At 36.6% G+C, this 17,790-nt stretch carries 16 protein-coding genes; 5 read left to right on the top strand and 11 right to left on the bottom strand.

Features of this window, described 5'->3' with window-relative positions:
- Positions 1-45: 45 nt before the first annotated feature.
- From ACJJVM_RS01445 to ACJJVM_RS01435, 3 genes are all read left to right on the top strand, one after another.
- Entirely contained in the window at positions 46-765 is a 720-nt protein-coding gene (locus ACJJVM_RS01445; RefSeq protein ID WP_405210547.1) for a hypothetical protein, read from the top strand.
- Between the two features lie 545 nt (positions 766-1,310).
- Positions 1,311-3,035 (top strand): purine-cytosine permease family protein, encoded by a 1,725-nt coding sequence (locus ACJJVM_RS01440; protein ID WP_405210546.1) that lies wholly within the window; start codon positions 1,311-1,313, stop codon positions 3,033-3,035.
- Positions 3,035-4,519 (top strand): mannitol dehydrogenase family protein, encoded by a 1,485-nt coding sequence (locus tag ACJJVM_RS01435; protein ID WP_405210545.1) that lies wholly within the window; start codon positions 3,035-3,037, stop codon positions 4,517-4,519. The genes ACJJVM_RS01440 and ACJJVM_RS01435 overlap by 1 nt, the downstream gene beginning before the upstream one ends.
- A 128-nt stretch (positions 4,520-4,647) precedes the next feature.
- Here ACJJVM_RS01435 and ACJJVM_RS01430 read toward each other — a convergent pair whose 3' ends face one another.
- Positions 4,648-6,795 (bottom strand): response regulator, encoded by a 2,148-nt coding sequence (locus tag ACJJVM_RS01430; RefSeq protein WP_405210544.1) that lies wholly within the window; start codon positions 6,793-6,795, stop codon positions 4,648-4,650.
- A 370-nt stretch (positions 6,796-7,165) separates the two neighbouring features.
- Here ACJJVM_RS01430 and ACJJVM_RS01425 point away from each other — a divergent pair, with 370 nt between their 5' ends.
- A complete protein-coding gene (locus ACJJVM_RS01425; RefSeq protein ID WP_021779126.1) occupies positions 7,166-7,726 on the top strand; it encodes a DUF4494 domain-containing protein in 561 nt (186 codons plus the stop codon).
- 180 nt (positions 7,727-7,906) lie between these two features.
- Here the strand turns inward: ACJJVM_RS01425 and ACJJVM_RS01420 are convergent, their stop codons facing one another.
- The 9 genes from ACJJVM_RS01420 to ACJJVM_RS01380 form a co-directional block, all read right to left on the bottom strand.
- Positions 7,907-8,674, bottom strand: a complete 768-nt coding sequence (locus tag ACJJVM_RS01420; RefSeq protein WP_405210543.1) for a hypothetical protein — start codon at positions 8,672-8,674, stop codon at positions 7,907-7,909.
- Positions 8,675-8,881: 207 nt separating this feature from the next.
- Entirely contained in the window at positions 8,882-9,727 is an 846-nt protein-coding gene (locus ACJJVM_RS01415; RefSeq protein WP_405210541.1) for a YceI family protein, read from the bottom strand.
- Entirely contained in the window at positions 9,703-10,107 is a 405-nt protein-coding gene (locus tag ACJJVM_RS01410) for an OB-fold protein (protein ID WP_405210540.1), read from the bottom strand. Before ACJJVM_RS01410 ends, ACJJVM_RS01415 begins: the two co-directional genes overlap by 25 nt.
- 1 nt (position 10,108) lies before the next feature.
- Complete coding sequence (locus tag ACJJVM_RS01405; RefSeq protein WP_405210539.1) at positions 10,109-10,651, bottom strand: YceI family protein; 543 nt, start codon at positions 10,649-10,651, stop codon at positions 10,109-10,111.
- Positions 10,652-10,661: 10 nt separating this feature from the next.
- Entirely contained in the window at positions 10,662-11,576 is a 915-nt protein-coding gene (locus ACJJVM_RS01400) for a DUF5777 family beta-barrel protein (protein WP_299150243.1), read from the bottom strand.
- 297 nt (positions 11,577-11,873) lie between these two features.
- Positions 11,874-12,122, bottom strand: a complete 249-nt coding sequence (locus tag ACJJVM_RS01395) for a cold-shock protein (protein WP_021779133.1) — start codon at positions 12,120-12,122, stop codon at positions 11,874-11,876.
- A gap of 124 nt (positions 12,123-12,246) precedes the next feature.
- On the bottom strand, positions 12,247-14,262 hold the full coding sequence (locus tag ACJJVM_RS01390; RefSeq protein ID WP_405210538.1) for a M13 family metallopeptidase: 2,016 nt from the start codon (positions 14,260-14,262) through the stop codon (positions 12,247-12,249).
- 33 nt (positions 14,263-14,295) lie between these two features.
- A complete protein-coding gene (locus ACJJVM_RS01385; protein ID WP_405210537.1) occupies positions 14,296-14,865 on the bottom strand; it encodes a hypothetical protein in 570 nt (189 codons plus the stop codon).
- Positions 14,866-14,944: 79 nt separating this feature from the next.
- Complete coding sequence (locus tag ACJJVM_RS01380) at positions 14,945-15,772, bottom strand: winged helix-turn-helix domain-containing protein (RefSeq protein WP_405210536.1); 828 nt, start codon at positions 15,770-15,772, stop codon at positions 14,945-14,947.
- Positions 15,773-15,928: 156 nt separating this feature from the next.
- Here ACJJVM_RS01380 and ACJJVM_RS01375 point away from each other — a divergent pair, with 156 nt between their 5' ends.
- Entirely contained in the window at positions 15,929-16,495 is a 567-nt protein-coding gene (locus ACJJVM_RS01375; protein WP_405210535.1) for a YceI family protein, read from the top strand.
- Here ACJJVM_RS01375 and ACJJVM_RS01370 read toward each other — a convergent pair.
- Positions 16,492-17,778, bottom strand: a complete 1,287-nt coding sequence (locus tag ACJJVM_RS01370; protein ID WP_405210533.1) for a DEAD/DEAH box helicase — start codon at positions 17,776-17,778, stop codon at positions 16,492-16,494. The genes ACJJVM_RS01375 and ACJJVM_RS01370 overlap by 4 nt on opposite strands.
- Positions 17,779-17,790 lie beyond the last annotated feature (12 nt).

The following is a 17,790-nucleotide window of genomic DNA, read 5'->3' as shown; positions in this document are numbered from 1 at the left end:
TAAAACGTAATTTATTTGTATTTTCAGCTAGCTAATGAAGTGTTTATGAAATTATTTAATCGTTTTAGAAAGAATGTAATAGCAGGCAGCGGTCTTAAAAAGTATCTTTTATATGCTGTAGGAGAGATCATATTGGTCGTTTTTGGGATACTTATTGCACTGGGTATTAATCAGGCGTCTGAGGAAGGTGATAAGCGCAAGGAAATGTATCGCATTGCAGAGTTAGTACAATCTCAAATGAAAGATGATGAGAAAAACATAGAGAAGACTCTAAAAGAACTGGATTTACTTGAAAAAATGATTGATACGGTTTTATATAAAACGCCACAAAATAAGTCTATAGATGCAAACTGTGCGAGTTGTTTTCAAGTTTTATTAGGATCGCCAGTGCCCAATACATCGGTGCGTGTTCCTAATCTTATAAGACAGAATCCCTTAGTTAAGGGAAATATTGAAAAACAGTTACATAAGATAGAACTTCTTTATAATGATGCTTTACAGCAACAGGAGCTTTATGATCAAGTAGTGTATGATCAACTCACAGAAAATATTAATCATTGGAAAAATAATTATGACTGGTTTGCCGGATACTTATCTAGAGGTAGCTGCGAAGGAGATTGTTTAGACTATTTTCAAAATAGCTCAGATTATAGAAACCGTGTGGCATACTTTGAGTTTACTATTGTTATAGCATACTATGCAGAGCTTGATATTTTTAGAAAACAGATTATGAAGGAGCGTGAGGTACTAGAGGCCTTGTTGTAGGTTTCTAAATATCCTATTTGACATAATATAAATTATAATACAAATTGATATATCTAAAAAAGAGAGGATAGCGCGCTTTTCAGCTCTATTTGACATAGTTACAGATATAACGACACCACAGGTGTTTTATATCGATAGTAATTATGTCAAAGCTCTTTTTCAGACTTATTGCTATAGTTGACTTTAAAAGATTCACGGAATCCCATAACTACAATATAAACCTGTGAGTAATTATTTCAAAGCTCTTTTTCAAATTGATCAATACTTACAGCTGTAAAATCCTTCGTTTTTTCTTTTGCTTATAATTCGCTTATATGGGAAAATGTGCGGGATAATTTTGTTTGAGCGATTCTCGTGGATTGTGTTTTTGCGTAGAAAATAAATTAAGGTTGCAAAAAACACTTGTAAACAGTCACCGTCCAATTCCTTTCTGTAATGTCCCCACCACAAAAGCGATTAACTATCCACATAAAAGACCGTGTCATATTACTGCTCACTTACAGTTTTTATTTACCTTAGAAGTTCCAGAAAAATGATCGCAACATATGAGTAAACAAACCAAAGAGTTCGACCACTTAAAATCGGTAGATGAAGAACAGTTACCCGTAGGAAAAAACAAATTAAAAGATTGGACTCATTTTGCGGGTCTCTACGCTGCAGAGCACGTAGCAGCAACAGAGTTTGTTATTGGGGCGACCTTTGTTGCACTTGGCGCCAAAACTTCAGATATTATTCTAGGTTTGTTAATTGGTAATATTCTGGCTGTATTAAGTTGGAGATTCATCACCTCCCCTATCGCTGTAGAAACTCGTTTAAGCCTCTACACCTATCTTAATAAGATTGCGGGTGACTCGATGACCAAGTTATATAATTGGGCAAATGTGATTATCTTTTCTGTTATTTCGGCGGCGATGATTACGGTATCGTCTACGGCGGTACGTTTTGCATTTGATATCCCAGCACAACTTAATTGGTATCCCACAAATGCTTGGTTTGTATTGATTGTATTGGCAGTGGGTATTGTTGTGGTTTCCATCGCTCTTTATGGTTTTAATGCTGTTTCTGAGTTCTCTGGGCTTTGTGCGCCCTGGCTATTTGTAATGTTTACAGGAGGTGCAATGGTACTGCTGCCTGCATTGTCTCTAGATGTATTAGATAAAACCATACCGTCAAATTGGGCAGATTTTATGACGCTGGGTAATCAGTCCATCTGGACAGGTATTAATAGCGATGGAGAAACTGGAATTGGACTTGTAGAAGTTATCGGTTTTGGATGGGCGGCAAATACAATCACCCATTTTGGACTCGTGGATATGGCATTGTTACGTTTTGCCAAAAAGAAAAACTATGCCTATGCTTCTAGTACGGGTATGATGTTTGGTCACTACGTAGCGTGGATTGCTGCAGGAATTATGGGAGCTGGTGCTGCCGTAATTTTAGGTAAATCTATTGTAGAACTTGATCCAGGTGATGTTGCATATTATGCTTTAGGTTGGTCCGGTTTTGTCATTGTGATTGTTGCAGGATGGACCACGGCAATAACAAATTTATATAGAGCAGGTCTTGCTGCTCAGGCCATTTTTTCAAACCATTCTAGAAAGAAAACAACTATTGTCGTTGGCTTGGTAACCGTGACCATCGCTTGTTTTCCTTTTGTATTCTCACAGATTTTACCACTCCTCACCTATGCAGGATTGCTCGTAGTCCCAGTAGGTGCGATTGTATTTACAGAGCACCAAATCTTCCCTCGAATAGGTTTTACAAGATACTGGTCATCATACCGCAAGCTTAAATTTAGTATGCCGGCTGTTGCCTCTTGGGGATTAGGCTTGGTTTTCGGCTTCGGACTGCAAGCGCTAGATGTGATATCCTTTTACTACCTCTTTATCCCTACTTGGTTTTTTACCATCGCTATGTACACCTTCCTTGCATCTAGATATGGGGCAAAAGATAGCTATACAGAAGAGGTAAAAGAAGAAGCCCTTAGAGAGGAAACTATAAAACGTTTTCAAGAGCAACAAGCCGCTCAAGAAGATGTGCAGGTTAAGGATACTTCTATGTTTTCAAAGGCATTAAAATTTCTAGCAATTTCAGCACTTGTAGCTAGTCTAGCACTGGCTTGCAATGTGATGTTTGGCAGTGCTTCTGAGGCAGAATATATTGACAATAGACAACTATTTTATACGTACACTTTTATCTGTACTATCCTTTATTTTGTATTAGCATATTGGGCATTACGCAGAGGAAAATTAAATAACGCAACTATCTAATGGGAGAATTGACACCACTTAATCAAGAAAATCTAGCCGAAATAGGCAATAAAATATCAGTACCTACCTATGACCGTTCGCCAGATAAGGCGAGCATTGTACACATAGGCGTAGGTGGTTTTCATCGCGCTCACCTTGCATACTACGTGCATCAACTAAGACAACTGGGTGAAGCATCAGAATGGGAAATTTGCGGGATAGGCTTGCGCCAAAATGATAAAAAACTTCACGATATTTTCAAGAAACAAGACCATCTATACACCTTGATGGTACAGCATCCAGACGGAAAAAAGGAGGCAGAAGTCATTGGCTCTATCGTAGATTTTAAAATGGGTACAGACAGTCCAGAAGCTGTCATCACTCGTATGGCAGCACCTGAAACAAAGATTGTATCATTGACTATCACTGAAGGTGGATACAATTTTAATCCTAATACAGGTGAATTCAATTTTGAAAATCCGCAGATTCAGCACGAACTCGCACATCCTGACGACCCAAAAACGGTATATGGTTTTCTTACAGCATCCTTAAAAAGACGCCGTGATGAAGGACTTCCTGCTTTTACCGTACTGTCTTGTGACAATATTGAGCATAACGGCAATATGATACAGAAAATGTTGCTCGCTTTCGCGAAAGCGCAAGACCCTACACTAGCACAGTGGATAGAAAAAGAGGTAAGTTTTCCCAATAGTATGGTAGATCGTATCACGCCAGTAACCACGCAAGAAGACATCAAACTACTAGCCGAAACTTATGGCGTGGAAGATGAATGGCCCGTTACCTGCGAACCTTTTATACAGTGGGTAGTAGAAGATAATTTTTCTAATGGAAGACCCGCTTTTGAAAAAGTTGGCGTCCAGTTTGTACCCGATGTAGTTCCTTATGAGAAAATGAAATTACGCCTCCTTAACGCTGGACATTCTGTGTTAGGACTTTTAGGTGTGCTACACGGCCACACTACTATAGATGTATGTGTACAAGATGAGCTATTTGCACAGTATTTACGTGCCTTTTTTGACGAAGAAGCAACACCCGTTTTAGGTGAGATTAAAGGCATTAATCTAGCAGATTATAAAGACAGCTTGCTGGAGCGATTTGGAAATCCTAACATTAAGGATAATGTAGATCGTATCTGTTCAGAGAGCTCGGCAAAGCTTCCAAAGTTTCTAATTGCAACCATTCAAGAGAATTTAGCTGCTGGTGGGAGTATCAAATATGCAACACTTGTTTTAGTTGCTTGGTGTTATTATAGTGATAAACAAGAAAATCAAAACGGCCAAAAACTAGTCATTCAAGACGAAATGAAAGAGGAGTTGCATCAAGCAGCAAAGAAGACTACAGAAGATGCTTTAAGCTTTATAAAGCTGGAATGTATTTTTGGAAACCTTATTGATAACAAGAGATTTACAGATCTATACACAGAGATGGTCAATCATTTTTACAATGACGTTGATATCAAAAAGTATATGCAAGAGCTGTTGTAAAGAGCCTTAGTTGATTCTCCTTAGACCCTATTTTTGCCAGTTAAAGTGATTGATAGTACTCAAGGTGTGAGCTTTGGTAATAGAAAGCAATAAAATGCTATGCTGTAGAAGTTATACACTTTAAGAAGCTAGGTACTTTTTACGAAGGAGAGATTCTTTCTTATAATATCCTCTAGAGCTTCTTTATCTACAGGTTTATTTACGATAGCACATATTCCCACATTGTGACATCGTTCTTTAACCTCGCTAATTTCTAGTGCTGTTAATGCAATGATAGGGATATTTTTATTTTCTGTGGAGATTACTTCTGAGGCTTCAAATCCATTCATCACAGGCATATTGAGATCCATAAGTATTAAGTCAAAATGGGTGTTGTTGCATTCTTTTATAGCCTCTTCTCCATTTACAGTAATGGTACAGCTGTGACCCAATGAGCTTATTAGTTTTTGGGTTACTAACTGGTTGATTTTGTTGTCTTCAACTATTAGGATATGTAAACTCTTATGTATAGAAATATCGTCTAACTGATTGTCTTCGTTTGTAATTTCACATTCTAGTGTAAATGAGAATTGTGACCCTAAACCTATATCACTAACTACAGTTAATTTACTACCCATAACCTCTATCAACGACTTAACAATAGGCAGTCCCAAACCAATGCCGTACGCGGTGTTTTCTTCTGAGTTACCTTGTTTAAAACTATCAAAAATAACGGCTAGATTTTCTTTAGAAATTCCTGTTCCAGTGTCTGAGATTTTAAATGTTACATGATCTTTGCTTTTTTCTCTTTTTGATAAGCTTACACTTAGAGTTACGGTACCTTTTTGAGTGTTTTTTATCGCATTATCAATAAGCTTTAATAGTACATCAGAGAGATTTACTTCATCCAGCATATAATACGTGTAAACCTCTTCTTTAATATCTAATATCAGTTGAGTTTCTTGTTGATCTGCGAGATATTTTAATGAGTTTACAACGTTCTCTAGAAGGGTTTTTATATTGACCTTAGATTGATTGACTGTGATTTTATTAGATTCTACCTCGTTAATTTTTAGAATGTTATTTACAACAGATTTTAAATGATCTCCAGAGAATTTTAAAGAGTTTAAAAGTCCTTTTTTCGTTTTAATGATGGAAGGATTTTCCATAAGCATCTCAGTAATGCCTACAACGCCATAAAGTGGTGTTCTTAAATCGTGACTAATATTGACTAGTAGCTCTGATTTGATTTGATTTGCGTGTTCAGCTTCATTTTTTGCTTGCAATAAGGCATCATTTTTTTTCTCAAGTTGTGTAAAAGATAACCGTCTCTTATAATTATAAAATACAAGAAAGCAAGTACTTAAAAATAATAGTATACCAACTCCTAATATGGCGATAAAATTTGATTTTAATTGAGATGCTTCTGCTTTTTGTTGAAACTCTTTTACTTTAAAATCTGCTTCAACCTGCTCTATTTGAAGAGTTTTTACCTCATTAAAATCTAAATCTTTATAATAAAAATGTTTTTTTAGACTTGCTAGTGCTAAATCATATTCCCCTCGCTCTTGATGTATCTCACTTTTAAAATCATAAATATCTATAAGTTCTCTGGTGAGGGTATGCTCCTCTCCTATTTCTAGCGCTTTATCAATATATGTTAGCGCGAGTGTATGGTTTTCCTTTTGGTTGTAATAGATAGCAAAGTTTAACTGTTGTAAGAGTACATAGATAGGATCTTCTTCTTGAATAGTAGGTAACAACTTATTAGCTTCTAAAATGTAGGGATAAGCCTTATCTGGATCTTTAAAATTAAGATACATACCAGCTATATTATAGTAGGTGTAAAAAGAATGCTCAGTGTTACCTGCTTCTAATGTATAATCTATTGATCTTTCAAAGAAAGCTGCAGCCTTGTCTGCAGTGGCAATATCCATAGAATATATATTACCGAGACCATTAAGTGAAGCTACGTTTACAAAGTAATCATCCGTATTTTTATCTAATGCGAGGTTGTAGTATTTTTTTGCCTCAGCATAATCTTTTATAGCTTGATAGGTATTGGCTAGACTTACGTAGGCCTTTGCCTGTAGTGATTTATCCTTATACTGATTTGCATATTGCACAGCAGAGGTGGCATATTGTAGCCCCTCTTTGTAGTTACCGCTTATGTTTTCATCTTTAGATAAAGACAGAAGAACAGTTACACTATCTACTACTTTATTATTACCAGTCTGGCAATAAACGAGCCCACCGTAACAACATATTATTATGATAATGAGGAGCTTGTTTTTCAAGAGAATTATTTTTTGGGGTGTTAAAAGATAGACAAGAATATTTTAAAAATAGGTGAAAAGCCTATAATTATGACTAAGAGCATAACATTAGTTATAAATAAGATGCACTAATTTACAGTGTATTGTAATCAGTATTAGGTATTCTTTAAGGTGCTATATCAACCGTACTACGTTCATATTTATTCGCAACATATCGTTTTATTACATCTATAGCATCTTTAACCGAAATTTTTTGCGACATAAAACCTTTAAAGTATTCACTATAAACACTGTATAAATCACATATTCAAATTGTGAATATCTATTACAAGGCATTACTTTTTTGACATTTACAATACCCTATTTTTGGCAACCTTAAAACAAAATAGATATGAGCGCAACGTGGTACGAGTGTAAAGTAAAATATAGAAAATTAGATGAAGCATCGGGAACGCAAAAGGTTAAAACAGCACCTTTTCTAGTAGATGCAATTTCATATACAGAGGCCGAAAGTAGAATCACACAAGAGATGGCAGCTTACCTTCCAGATAGTGAAGAAATTAAAATTACAAACATCAAGGTGGCAAACTATGCAGAGATTCACCCTTTTGAAAATACAGACAGATGGTTTAAATCACGTGTATCTCTCATAGCTTATGATGAGGAAAGCGGTAAGGAGCGCAAAACGAGTCTATACCTACTCGTGCAAGCAAATGACGTTAAAGAAGCCTTTGATAACACGGTTTCTACTATGAAGGATACTATGGGTGAATACACCATACCGGCCATTGCTGAGTCACCTATAGAAGATGTCTTTCCATACTTTTCTGGTGAAGAAGGAGATCTAGAACGTCTGGAAGAGTTTACAAGAGTAAAAGATTCTGTGCCTGTAGATAATAGTGAGAATGAAGAGCTTGCAATGGCAGACTCTCTTACTGGCGAAGAAGAATAACAGATGTCTATAACTTTTATGAAGGCGGTTTACATCAAGTAGACCGCCTTTATCTATTTACTATTAAAACCTATAAGTACGCTTTCGCGAAAGCGTAAAAAAAGCCTCTCAATCAAGAGAAGCCTTTTTAAACATACATAGTCAACCACCAATTATTGGTGCTTTATCAAATGGGGAGATTTAGCCTATTGTGAGACCAAACCATAGCGCTACGTCTTCAGATTGTTGTGGTGCCTTTTTTTGACCACCACCCTGTCCTTGTCCACCGGGACGGCCTCCACCTCCACCACGGTTTCCTCCACCAGGACCACCTTGTGATCTACCGCCACCACCTAGAGACAAACCTCCACGGTCTTGAGGGCCTTGATTTTCTCTTTCGGGTAGTGATGTAGAAATGATACCTAAAGTTAGTTTTTCAAAATCAATAGGATTCTCATCAATTTTTGAAACGGGTATTTTGAGTTTATATACAAGAATGCCTCCTTGTGGTTCTTTTTGATAACTGTAGTTAATTGTGATATCTAGCGCATTAAAGTCTAGGTGAAACTCTTGCGCGCTGTCGTCTTTTATATAAACAGCTTTACGGTCTATATCTTCTATCATACGTGCAACGGGCAATTCTCTTTCTTCGTCAGAGTTTCTAGATTCTCTTTCGTTAGAATTTGACGGGGTATTACCTAGTTTTTTTCGATCTAATGTAGGACTGCTTACTCCTACTCTTTTTTTCTTTTTTCCCTTTTTATCAAAATATACTGTAAAACCTCTTCTTAAAAATGAAGTGATAACCCCCTGATCTGCAGTGCGTATGTCTACATAGATATACGTACCATCTGTGGTGGCAGTTGGTGTAATCTTTGTATCCTTCTTTTTACGATAGTCATTAGGAGATGTAGCATTTACAAGGGCTACATTCATCACAATTAGTAGTATGGCTAGTGTTTTTGTCATAGTAAGCTTATCTTTTTGTTTGATAAATGTACTGTGATTAAACGTGTGCTTTTTTGATTTTAAGTCGTTACAGTATGACTTTCTGTAAAAGCCCCTTTATACTCTGCGATTCTTTTATATAGCGATATTACGCTTTCGCGAAAGCGTAAAAAAAACTCCATAAACACGAATATGCTTATGGAGTTTAACCTTGTTATATGTCTTTATCTATTCTTCTAAGAGAATGTCTATTGTAACATCTACATCTTCCCATAGTTTATTCTCGTGATATTCACCACAAACGGCTTCTAGAGCATCATAACCAGCATCCCAGTTATAAATACTTAGATCAGGAATGGATCCCGTGAGTACAAGTCTATCCGAAAGTATTGTTACGTCAAAAACTTGAGTAGTGGTAATTGAGTTCATTTCAAAATCTATAGTGACAGTTGTGTCAGTAAAGCTTGTTACTGTCCCTACTATATCTGGGGTAAATGCCGCAAAAAATGTAAATACATTTTGAGTGCGTTCTGACTCATTACCCACGTTTACAGAACTGGCATCTACTGTTACAATTGCATCTTCTAGAATTGAAACCGGTGTATCACCACTTTCATTAAAAGTATATGTTACTGTATCAAATGTACCGCTCACTCCTGCCCTATTATCATAATCTGGATATTTATAAGCTGTCCACTCTATTTGCACGCGTGGCTCTGGAGTATCATCATCTGCATTGAGAAGGTCTAGAAACTCTTGAAAGTAACTTGCCTCTTCTTCGGTAAGTTGTGTGGCATCTGCTGGAGGCATTACGGTATTTGAGCTAGAGTTAATTCTACTCACCATCTGTACAATGTTAGACTTGGTCTTCTCATAATTATCATATCGATTATTACCCTCTACGTGGTAGATATGACAGGAGATACACTTGGTGTCTATTACATTTTTAAGTGTACTAGTATAAAAGGCTTGCGCCTGTGCATCATTTACAGGATACAAACTATCTGCCTGCTCTGTTGTACAACTTATAGCAGTGCAAATAAGTAGTATTATGATTGCTTTACAATAACGCATTTTGAAAGTATAATTTCATTAAACATTTCTTCTAGTCCACTATAAATACCACGTATAGTAACCTGGCTACCTGTTGTAATGGTACTATCTATTTGTGCATTTTCAACCTCACAAGTAATGCGCTCATTGATTACGATAATGCTTGTAAGCTCTCCTTTTTCAATAAGAGTTATGGTACCGGTTACTTCTATTATATCACTTAGTAGCGTTGTTGCTACCTCAGATTCGCTATCAAATTTTGTGATTAAGTCTTCTGCGCTCATTGTGATATCTGCAGTAGCGCCTACTGCTGTTTTTGCCGGTAGGTTGTATAAATACAAAGCATATGAGGCTGCTACCATAACAACCACAATACCTACCGATAGGATCTTTTTAATCATATTACTTGTAGTTTGCTTCTAAGTTTACATCTATATCTGCAGAGATTTTATCTTTTACCAGTGATGGGATCTCAACCTTGTATGTTGCAAGGGTGATTTTAAAATCACTTGTTACTTTTACAGATTTATCTTCCATTACTTCTATAACAGCTTTTACAGTTTTTGGAGACGTCACACCGTGTAAAATCATAGAGCCGCTTATAGTCACATCATTATATACTTGTGCAGTATTAAGATCTATATCTTGATCTATAGTCCCTTTAAACTTTGCTGCAGGGTACTTATCTGAGTGCACATACTTTTCATTAAAGTGTTCTTCCATAAGTGCTTTTTCAAACTTGAAGGACTTTAAAAGAACATTAAATGCAATTACATTTTTTGAAGTGTCAAAAATACTAGCAGCCTGGCTGCTAGTAGCTTCTATGTTTTCCATAGAAGTCTCTGAAGAAAAGGTGATCACACCTGTACGAGTGATAAGTTTTTCTTGTGCCTGAGTGACAGCAACAGTAAGAAGTACGAGTAAGAGTGTAAGTGATTTGTTCATAATATATGCGTTATTTTGATTTTTTTGAAAATGAAAATTCCCTAAGAATACTGAACCCAAAATTGATATCTCTATTAAAGAAATCACCACTTTGGTTAATAGCAAACTTACCAGGGTGTAATGCAAAGGCATTTGTAAAGTATAATTGAAAAACGTGACCTCCAGTTTCTATATCCATCCCTACGGCCAGCGTGTTTTTACTACCGTCGTGCGTGTCAAAAGTGGGTAGCGTATAGTAATACTCTGCATTAAGTGATATAGATCGTGATATAAGATAACGTCCTCCCATAGCTATAGAAAATATAGCATTAGGGTCATTTTCTGTCTCAGTAAGGTTTCTATATACAAATGTAGGTGACACTTGTAAAGAAAGGTCTTTATTGAACTTACGGCTTATGAGTAGCTGGTTTACATACTCTAGTCTACCACTAAAGTTTTTATTGCGAGCTTCTGGAAAATACTCCCTAGTTTTTATATCAAGACTTCCAAAATAGCTTAAAGCGAAAGGAAAAGGTGATGCACCATCTCGCTGTCTCAATGCACTTATTTTAATACTATTAGAATAGGTTTTATCTGGTTTGTTTGATCTTGCAATGCCCAGTTGTATGAAGTCTGTCAACCCGTATTCAAGACTTATGTGCATATTATTAATCTGGTCGAGACCAAAAAAATTATCAATGCCCTTAATTTTTCCAAAGACGTGGGAAATTCTAAAATGAAGCTGGCGTTGCTTTACTCTCTCTGTAGACTGGCCTATAAGTAATCGTGTAGACTTAAATGTGGCAATTACTTCGTTATCACTCTCGATGGTTAGATCGTCTAGTTCTGCAAATAAATCATCATCCTGTTGATTATTGGTAGGTTCTTGTGCGTAAACCGATAAGGAGCATACTATAAGTAATAGTACTGCTAAGCGTTTTTTCATTGATTGATGTAATATATTGTCATATTAAGTTTAAATACACATCATATTATAAACGGAATATTGAGAATTTTCACACAAATCTAAACTATTTTAACAATTAATACACTTGTAAATACCCTATTTAAGAATGGAAGTTTTTTTTTATGAATATGGCAATATTTAATTGTATTCTAGGTGGTTAGGTAGTTTATTTTAATAAAACTTTAAGAATCTAACATTCCACAAAAAAATAGCGAGTATCAGATTGATACTCGCTATTAAAATTTCGCCTTGAGCGTATAAAATATGTAGTAAAGATTATTTCTTAACTCGCTTTACATTTACAGCGCTAGGTCCTTTTTCTCCGTCTTCTACTTCAAATGTAACTTTGTCATTCTCTCTCAATCTTCCAGTTACGTTTGTAGTATGTACAAAAACCTCCTCGTCAGAATTGTCTATGGCAATAAATCCAAATCCTTTTTTTGTATTGAAAAATTTTACCTTTCCTTCTTTTCGTATCGATGCTTTAGTAGACCCAAAGAGTCTATTAAAAAATGCTTTAATCATTATATCTTAATTTTATTTTGGTTGTTTTAATTAAGTCCTAGTGATTGTAATCTCTTCTTCCTCATCACTATTTTTAATTTTTTACGTGGCAAATATCGTAAATACAAATCTCTTGTAAATCGTATTACCAGATTTTAATTCTTTCTTCTAGTGTTTTAAAGTTCTTTTGCCCCTCTTTTACGTCAAAAGCTTCATAAAATGGAGTGAAGTTCATAAGTGGTCCATTTACACGCCAGATAGGTGGTGAGTGCGGATCTGTAGCTACATAATTTCTTAAATACTCATCTCTTGTCTTGACACGCCAGATACGCGCTACAGATAAAAAGAAGCGCTGGTCTGGAGTAAAACCTCCTATTTTTGTGGTGTCTTGACCTTGCTTTGTTCTTTTAAAGGCATCATAAGCGATAGAGATTCCGCCATTATCTGCCGTGTTTTCTCCTACTGTAAGTGCTCCTTTAAGGTGTACACTGTCAAGAACAGTAAAGCTGTCGTACTGCTCTATAATTTGCTGTGTTTTTGCTTTAAACTTGGTATAATCTTCTTCTGTCCACCAGTTTTTTACATTTCCTTCTTTGTCATATTGGGCTCCTTGATCGTCAAAGGCGTGTGTAAACTCGTGACCTATTACCATCCCTATACCACCATAGTTTACAGCATCGTCTGCATATAAATCAAAGTATGGCGCCTGTAATATTCCTGCAGGGAATACTATCTCGTTAAGTGATGGGTTGTAATAAGCGGTAACTGTAGATGGTGTAGTACCCCATTCATCACGGTTAGGTGCCTTATTAAGTTGTTTAAGTTCGTACTGGTAACTGTCATTACGTAAGGCAACTACATTCTCAAAAAACTGATCTCTGTTTATCTCTACGTCGTAGGTTCTCCATACATCTGGATATCCTATTTTTTTATTGATAGCAAAGAGTTTCTCCTTGGCTTTTACTTTAGTACTATCACTCATCCACTCCAGGTTTTCTATGCGTTGCTCGAGTGATTTCTGAAAATTGTTCACCAGGTCAAGTGCTCTTTCCTTTGCTTCTTCATTAAAATATCGCTTTACATACAGCTGGCCTAAGGCAAATCCTATTTGTCTATCTACATTGCGCACCATACGTTTAGTACGTGACTGTTGCTCGCTTTGTCCAGAGATCACCTTAGTATATGCAAAAGAGGCATCTTGAAAAGGTGTACTTAATATATTATCGTGGTTACTTAAAGACTTTGCCTTTACATAAAGTTTTAAATCTTTGAGAGAAGTACTCGCAAGTACATCATTTACTTTATCATAGTATGCCGGCTGTCTCACATTTAATGAGTCTATATCTGTACCTAGCGTTGTAAAAATATGTTTCCAGTCTATTTGATTATGTCCATTATTTAGATCTACTACCGAGACTTTGTTGTAATTATCTTTTATAACGCGACGCTGTATTCTTGTTTTATGAGAATCTGCAAGTTCTTTTTCTATAGCGTAGACTATTGCAGCGTTCGCCGCCGCTTCTGTATCACCTACTAATTCAAAAAGTGTAGTTAAATACGTTTTATACGCATCTTGTATGGCTACAGATGAAGGATCTTCATTAAAGTAGTAATCACGATCTGGTAGACCTAATCCCGTTTGAGCTAGATGCAAGATGTTAAGCTTGCTGTTTTTTTGATCTGGTGAGATGTAAGGTGCTAGAAAGGAATAATCACCCGTTTTAATTTGATTTGCTACTACATCCATCAACTCCTCTGTAGTAGAAGTACCATCTATCTTTTCTAGCAGTGGTTGTATAGGCGTGATACCACGCTTATCAATACTGAGCGCATCCATACCAGAGGCATAAAAATCTCCCACTAGTTGCTCAACACTACCCTTGTCGTGTGATTGCTCAGAAACCTCTTCGAGTATATTTTTAAGAAGCTCTTGTTGTGGTATGTTAAGAAAACGATATGCTCCCACTCCCACTTGGTCATCTGCAATGACAGCATTATCATACCAGTTTTTATTCACGTGATTATAAAAATCATCACCTGGAGCAAATTGTTCAGATATTCCGTCAAAGACTACCTCAGGGTGTGTTTCGTTTTTTTGCTCAGACTGCTCACAGGCTATAAAGCTAGCAGCAATCATTGAGAGATACCATAGTTTTTTCATAGTTGGTTGTGTTTGTTGTAATCTCGTTATTATTTAATCTTTCCAGCCCCAAGGCGCTTCTGGTGTGGCAATAGGCTTTGTGATATCCATCACTACTTTAAAGACACTATCGCGGCCTAGTCTTCTTAAATTATATGTAAAGGTGGTGTCATCTAGAGTTACCCACCAGACGTTTGTTGCTGCGGCAGGTATAAGTTGTTGTGTATGTGGATCTGCAGGAAAGAATTGAATATCTACCTTCCCCATATTACTTGCTGTACCTCCATATTGAGTTACGGCATCTTCACTACCGTCCTCGTGGCGATGATCGTGTTTTAAAGTGATAATACCATCCTTCTTTGTAAAGACCCAAGTACGCGATCTATCTTCTCCTACAAAGAAAGGAACCTTTATCTCGTTATCTGAGCAAGAGCGCACGTGCATTACGAGCTCTTTACCGCCAAAGGCTTCATCATTTTCTGGTAAAGCAAGATGACCCTTGTAAGCTTTACCGCAATGACTAGCGAGTGTTTCCCAAAATATATCTGAAGGTTGCTTTTCTTGAGCAAATAGGTTACTAGTTAAGATAAGACTCACTAGTAAAAGGCTTTGTTTTAATGTCATAGCCAAAGCTAAGTAATAATAACAAGGCTATAATTATTTATCTGCAGTAAATTTGAAAATGAAAAATTGCTTTTATCTACTACCTTATCTCTAGTTTATACCCAACTCCGTGTATGTTTGTTAGCCTTATAGAAGGGTCTGTTTGCAGTTTTTTTCTAAGTTTTGAGACATAAGTGTCTAGACTTCTACCCACAATCACTCCATTATCTTCCCAGACCTTTTTTGATAACTCTTCCCGTTTAATTATTTCATTAGGTTTTTGAGCAAATAGGGTTAGTAATTCACATTCTTTTTTTGATAAGACAAGTTCATCGTTATCTCTCATAAGCTTATGCTCTTCTGGGTAGAAATTAAAACTACCTAGGCTCACTCCTTTTTTAGAAATTGAAATGATTTCTTTTTTGCTTTCGCGAAAGCGGAATCCTAAAAATAATAAAGCACCACCTGCTATAAATAGTAGTCCCATCTTTGAATAGGATGTTTGAGAAGGGGCAATATTTTCTTCTATAAATTGGATTTTGATTGTATAACAATCTAACGGCAACTTGCGGCCAGAGCAGGGAACAATCGTATTTGCAATGGTTTTATTGATTTCAAAACTATAAGCTACCTCATTATCATAGCACTGATAAACTTCGATAATATAATTTTTAGGAAACTGAGCTCTAGTAAATTGCTCACTAGCGATGGCTACAAGCTGTTCTGGTAAGAAGGATAAATCACTAGAGAAAGCAAGTACGTAAATGTCGCTCTCAAGTTGACGCACAGGTAGTATGCGAGATATAGTGTCTCGTTGTGCAAGTAATAGCTGGTTACCCACTTCGCGTATAACAATCTTACTGCGTTCTTCACGCATAGTAGCCGGCATATCGGCTTGAGGTAATAACCAAGATATGCTTGCACACATTACAAAAAGACATATTAATAAGAGTCTCGTTTTATTCATCCTATCACAAAGAACCGCCAAAAAATCGAGATTTTACAACCGTTGACAGTTCTTTTACATTCTTTTGACACTTTTGTAGCGGTGTGCTTCTAGTTTTACTTCCAAAATATTAAACCTATGTATAAGCTCATAAGCACACTCATTATTTTAGTAGTAACTTCTCAAATACACTCACAAGTAGTCGCACCAGAAACTCACAATCTCGACACGGGTAAAAGTATCTTGCACTGGAAGGGGTCATACGTTTTTAACGTAAGTGAACACAATGGCGAGGTATACTTTAAAGATGGTTATCTCAACAGTATAAATGATAATGTGATAGGTGGTTCTTTTACGATAGATATGACGTCTATTACTAATGAAGATCATCTACATAACAGAGGTCCTGTGACGCATCTCAAAGATGAAGACTTCTTCTATATAGAAAAATACCCAGAGGCGAGTCTAACCATTACTTCTATTACATATTTTGAAGATACTAATACACACGAAGTCTTTGCAGACCTTACTATTAAAGAGGTTACAAAAAATATAAAGTTTTATGCCATCTTAGATGGTCAAGCAAGATCCTTTAAAGCTCATTTTAAAATAGATCGTACGCGCTGGGGTATTACTTATAATAATGAAGTAAAGAACCGAGCCATCTCTGAAGCAATAGAATTTAAGGCAGACTTACAGTTTTAAGAGGTCTGCCCTGCAAGTAGCTTATCTATAAGTTCTTCCTTAGTAAGGTGGTGAAAAACCTTGTGTACTTTATCTCTTAGTTCTGGTGAGAGCTCACGATTAGGCTTTGTTTTAAAAATTTTACGCGCCCAGAGTATGAGATTATTATCTGCGATTTCTTGAGGTGACGCTTTCGCGAAAGCGGAAAAAGTGATTCCCAGCTCTTCTTCAAATTCTGGTATTTCTGCAACTTCTTCTTGTTGTAAAACAGTAAGCGCATAGCCTGTTTTTCCTGCTCTGGCAGTACGTCCCGTTCTATGTACATACATATCATAAAACTCTGGTAAGTGGTAGTTAACCACATAAGAGATTTCTTTTACATCTATACCACGTGCCGCAAGATCTGTCGCTACGAGTATGTCTATATGACCTTCTCTAAACTGTCCCATCATACGGTCACGTATAGCCTGGCTCAAGCTACCGTGCAAGGCCCCAGAAGAAAACTTATTAATAGCCAGGTTTTTTGCAAGTTTATTTACAGCTGCCTTTGTCTTACAGAAGATAATACCACGCTCCCCTATTTTTGAGTTTAAGAAATGCATTAATACATCTAGCTTCTCTATAGGCTCTACGACTACATAATCGTGTGTGATTTTGTGACTAGCGAGATTTGCTCGCTCTGCAGTAATCTCTAGCGGATTTTTAGACAGGTAATTTTGTACGAGTTGTTTAACCGTACCAGGCATCGTTGCAGAAAATAAGAAGGTACGCCTATTATTAGGCATTGTCTCTACAATGATATCTATACTATCTTTAAGAGCACTTACCATCTCATCTGCCTCATCTAGCACAAGATAATTGGCTTGAGAGATGTTTATTGCTTTACGCTCCATTAAGTCTATAAGACGTCCAGGTGTTGCAATTACAATCTGAGCGGGCTCTTTAAGACGTTCTACATTTTCTTTTACAGGTATTCCTCCATAAAACACCGCTGCCGATACTTCTGGTAATTGTGCTGCATAGGCTACAATGTTTGAATATATCTGTTGTCCTAGTTCTCGTGTAGGGACAAGTATAACAGCCTGCACCGTAGGATTAGTACGATCTATAAGTTGCAATAAAGGCACGCCAAAGGCTAGCGTTTTACCAGTACCAGTTTGCGCTAGGGCCACGACATCCTTTTTTGACGTAAGTAGTGCAGGTATTGCTTGTTGCTGTATGTCTGTAGGTTGTGTGATATCAAGAGCAGCCAGTGCTTCTTGTATTGAGTTTGTGATTCCTAGTGCTGTAAATGTACTTGTCATATATAATGTGCC

Source organism: Dokdonia sp. Asnod2-E02 (assembly GCF_045063915.1).
In the GTDB taxonomy this organism is placed as follows: domain Bacteria; phylum Bacteroidota; class Bacteroidia; order Flavobacteriales; family Flavobacteriaceae; genus Dokdonia.
This window is presented reverse-complemented; position numbering and strand designations above follow the sequence as displayed.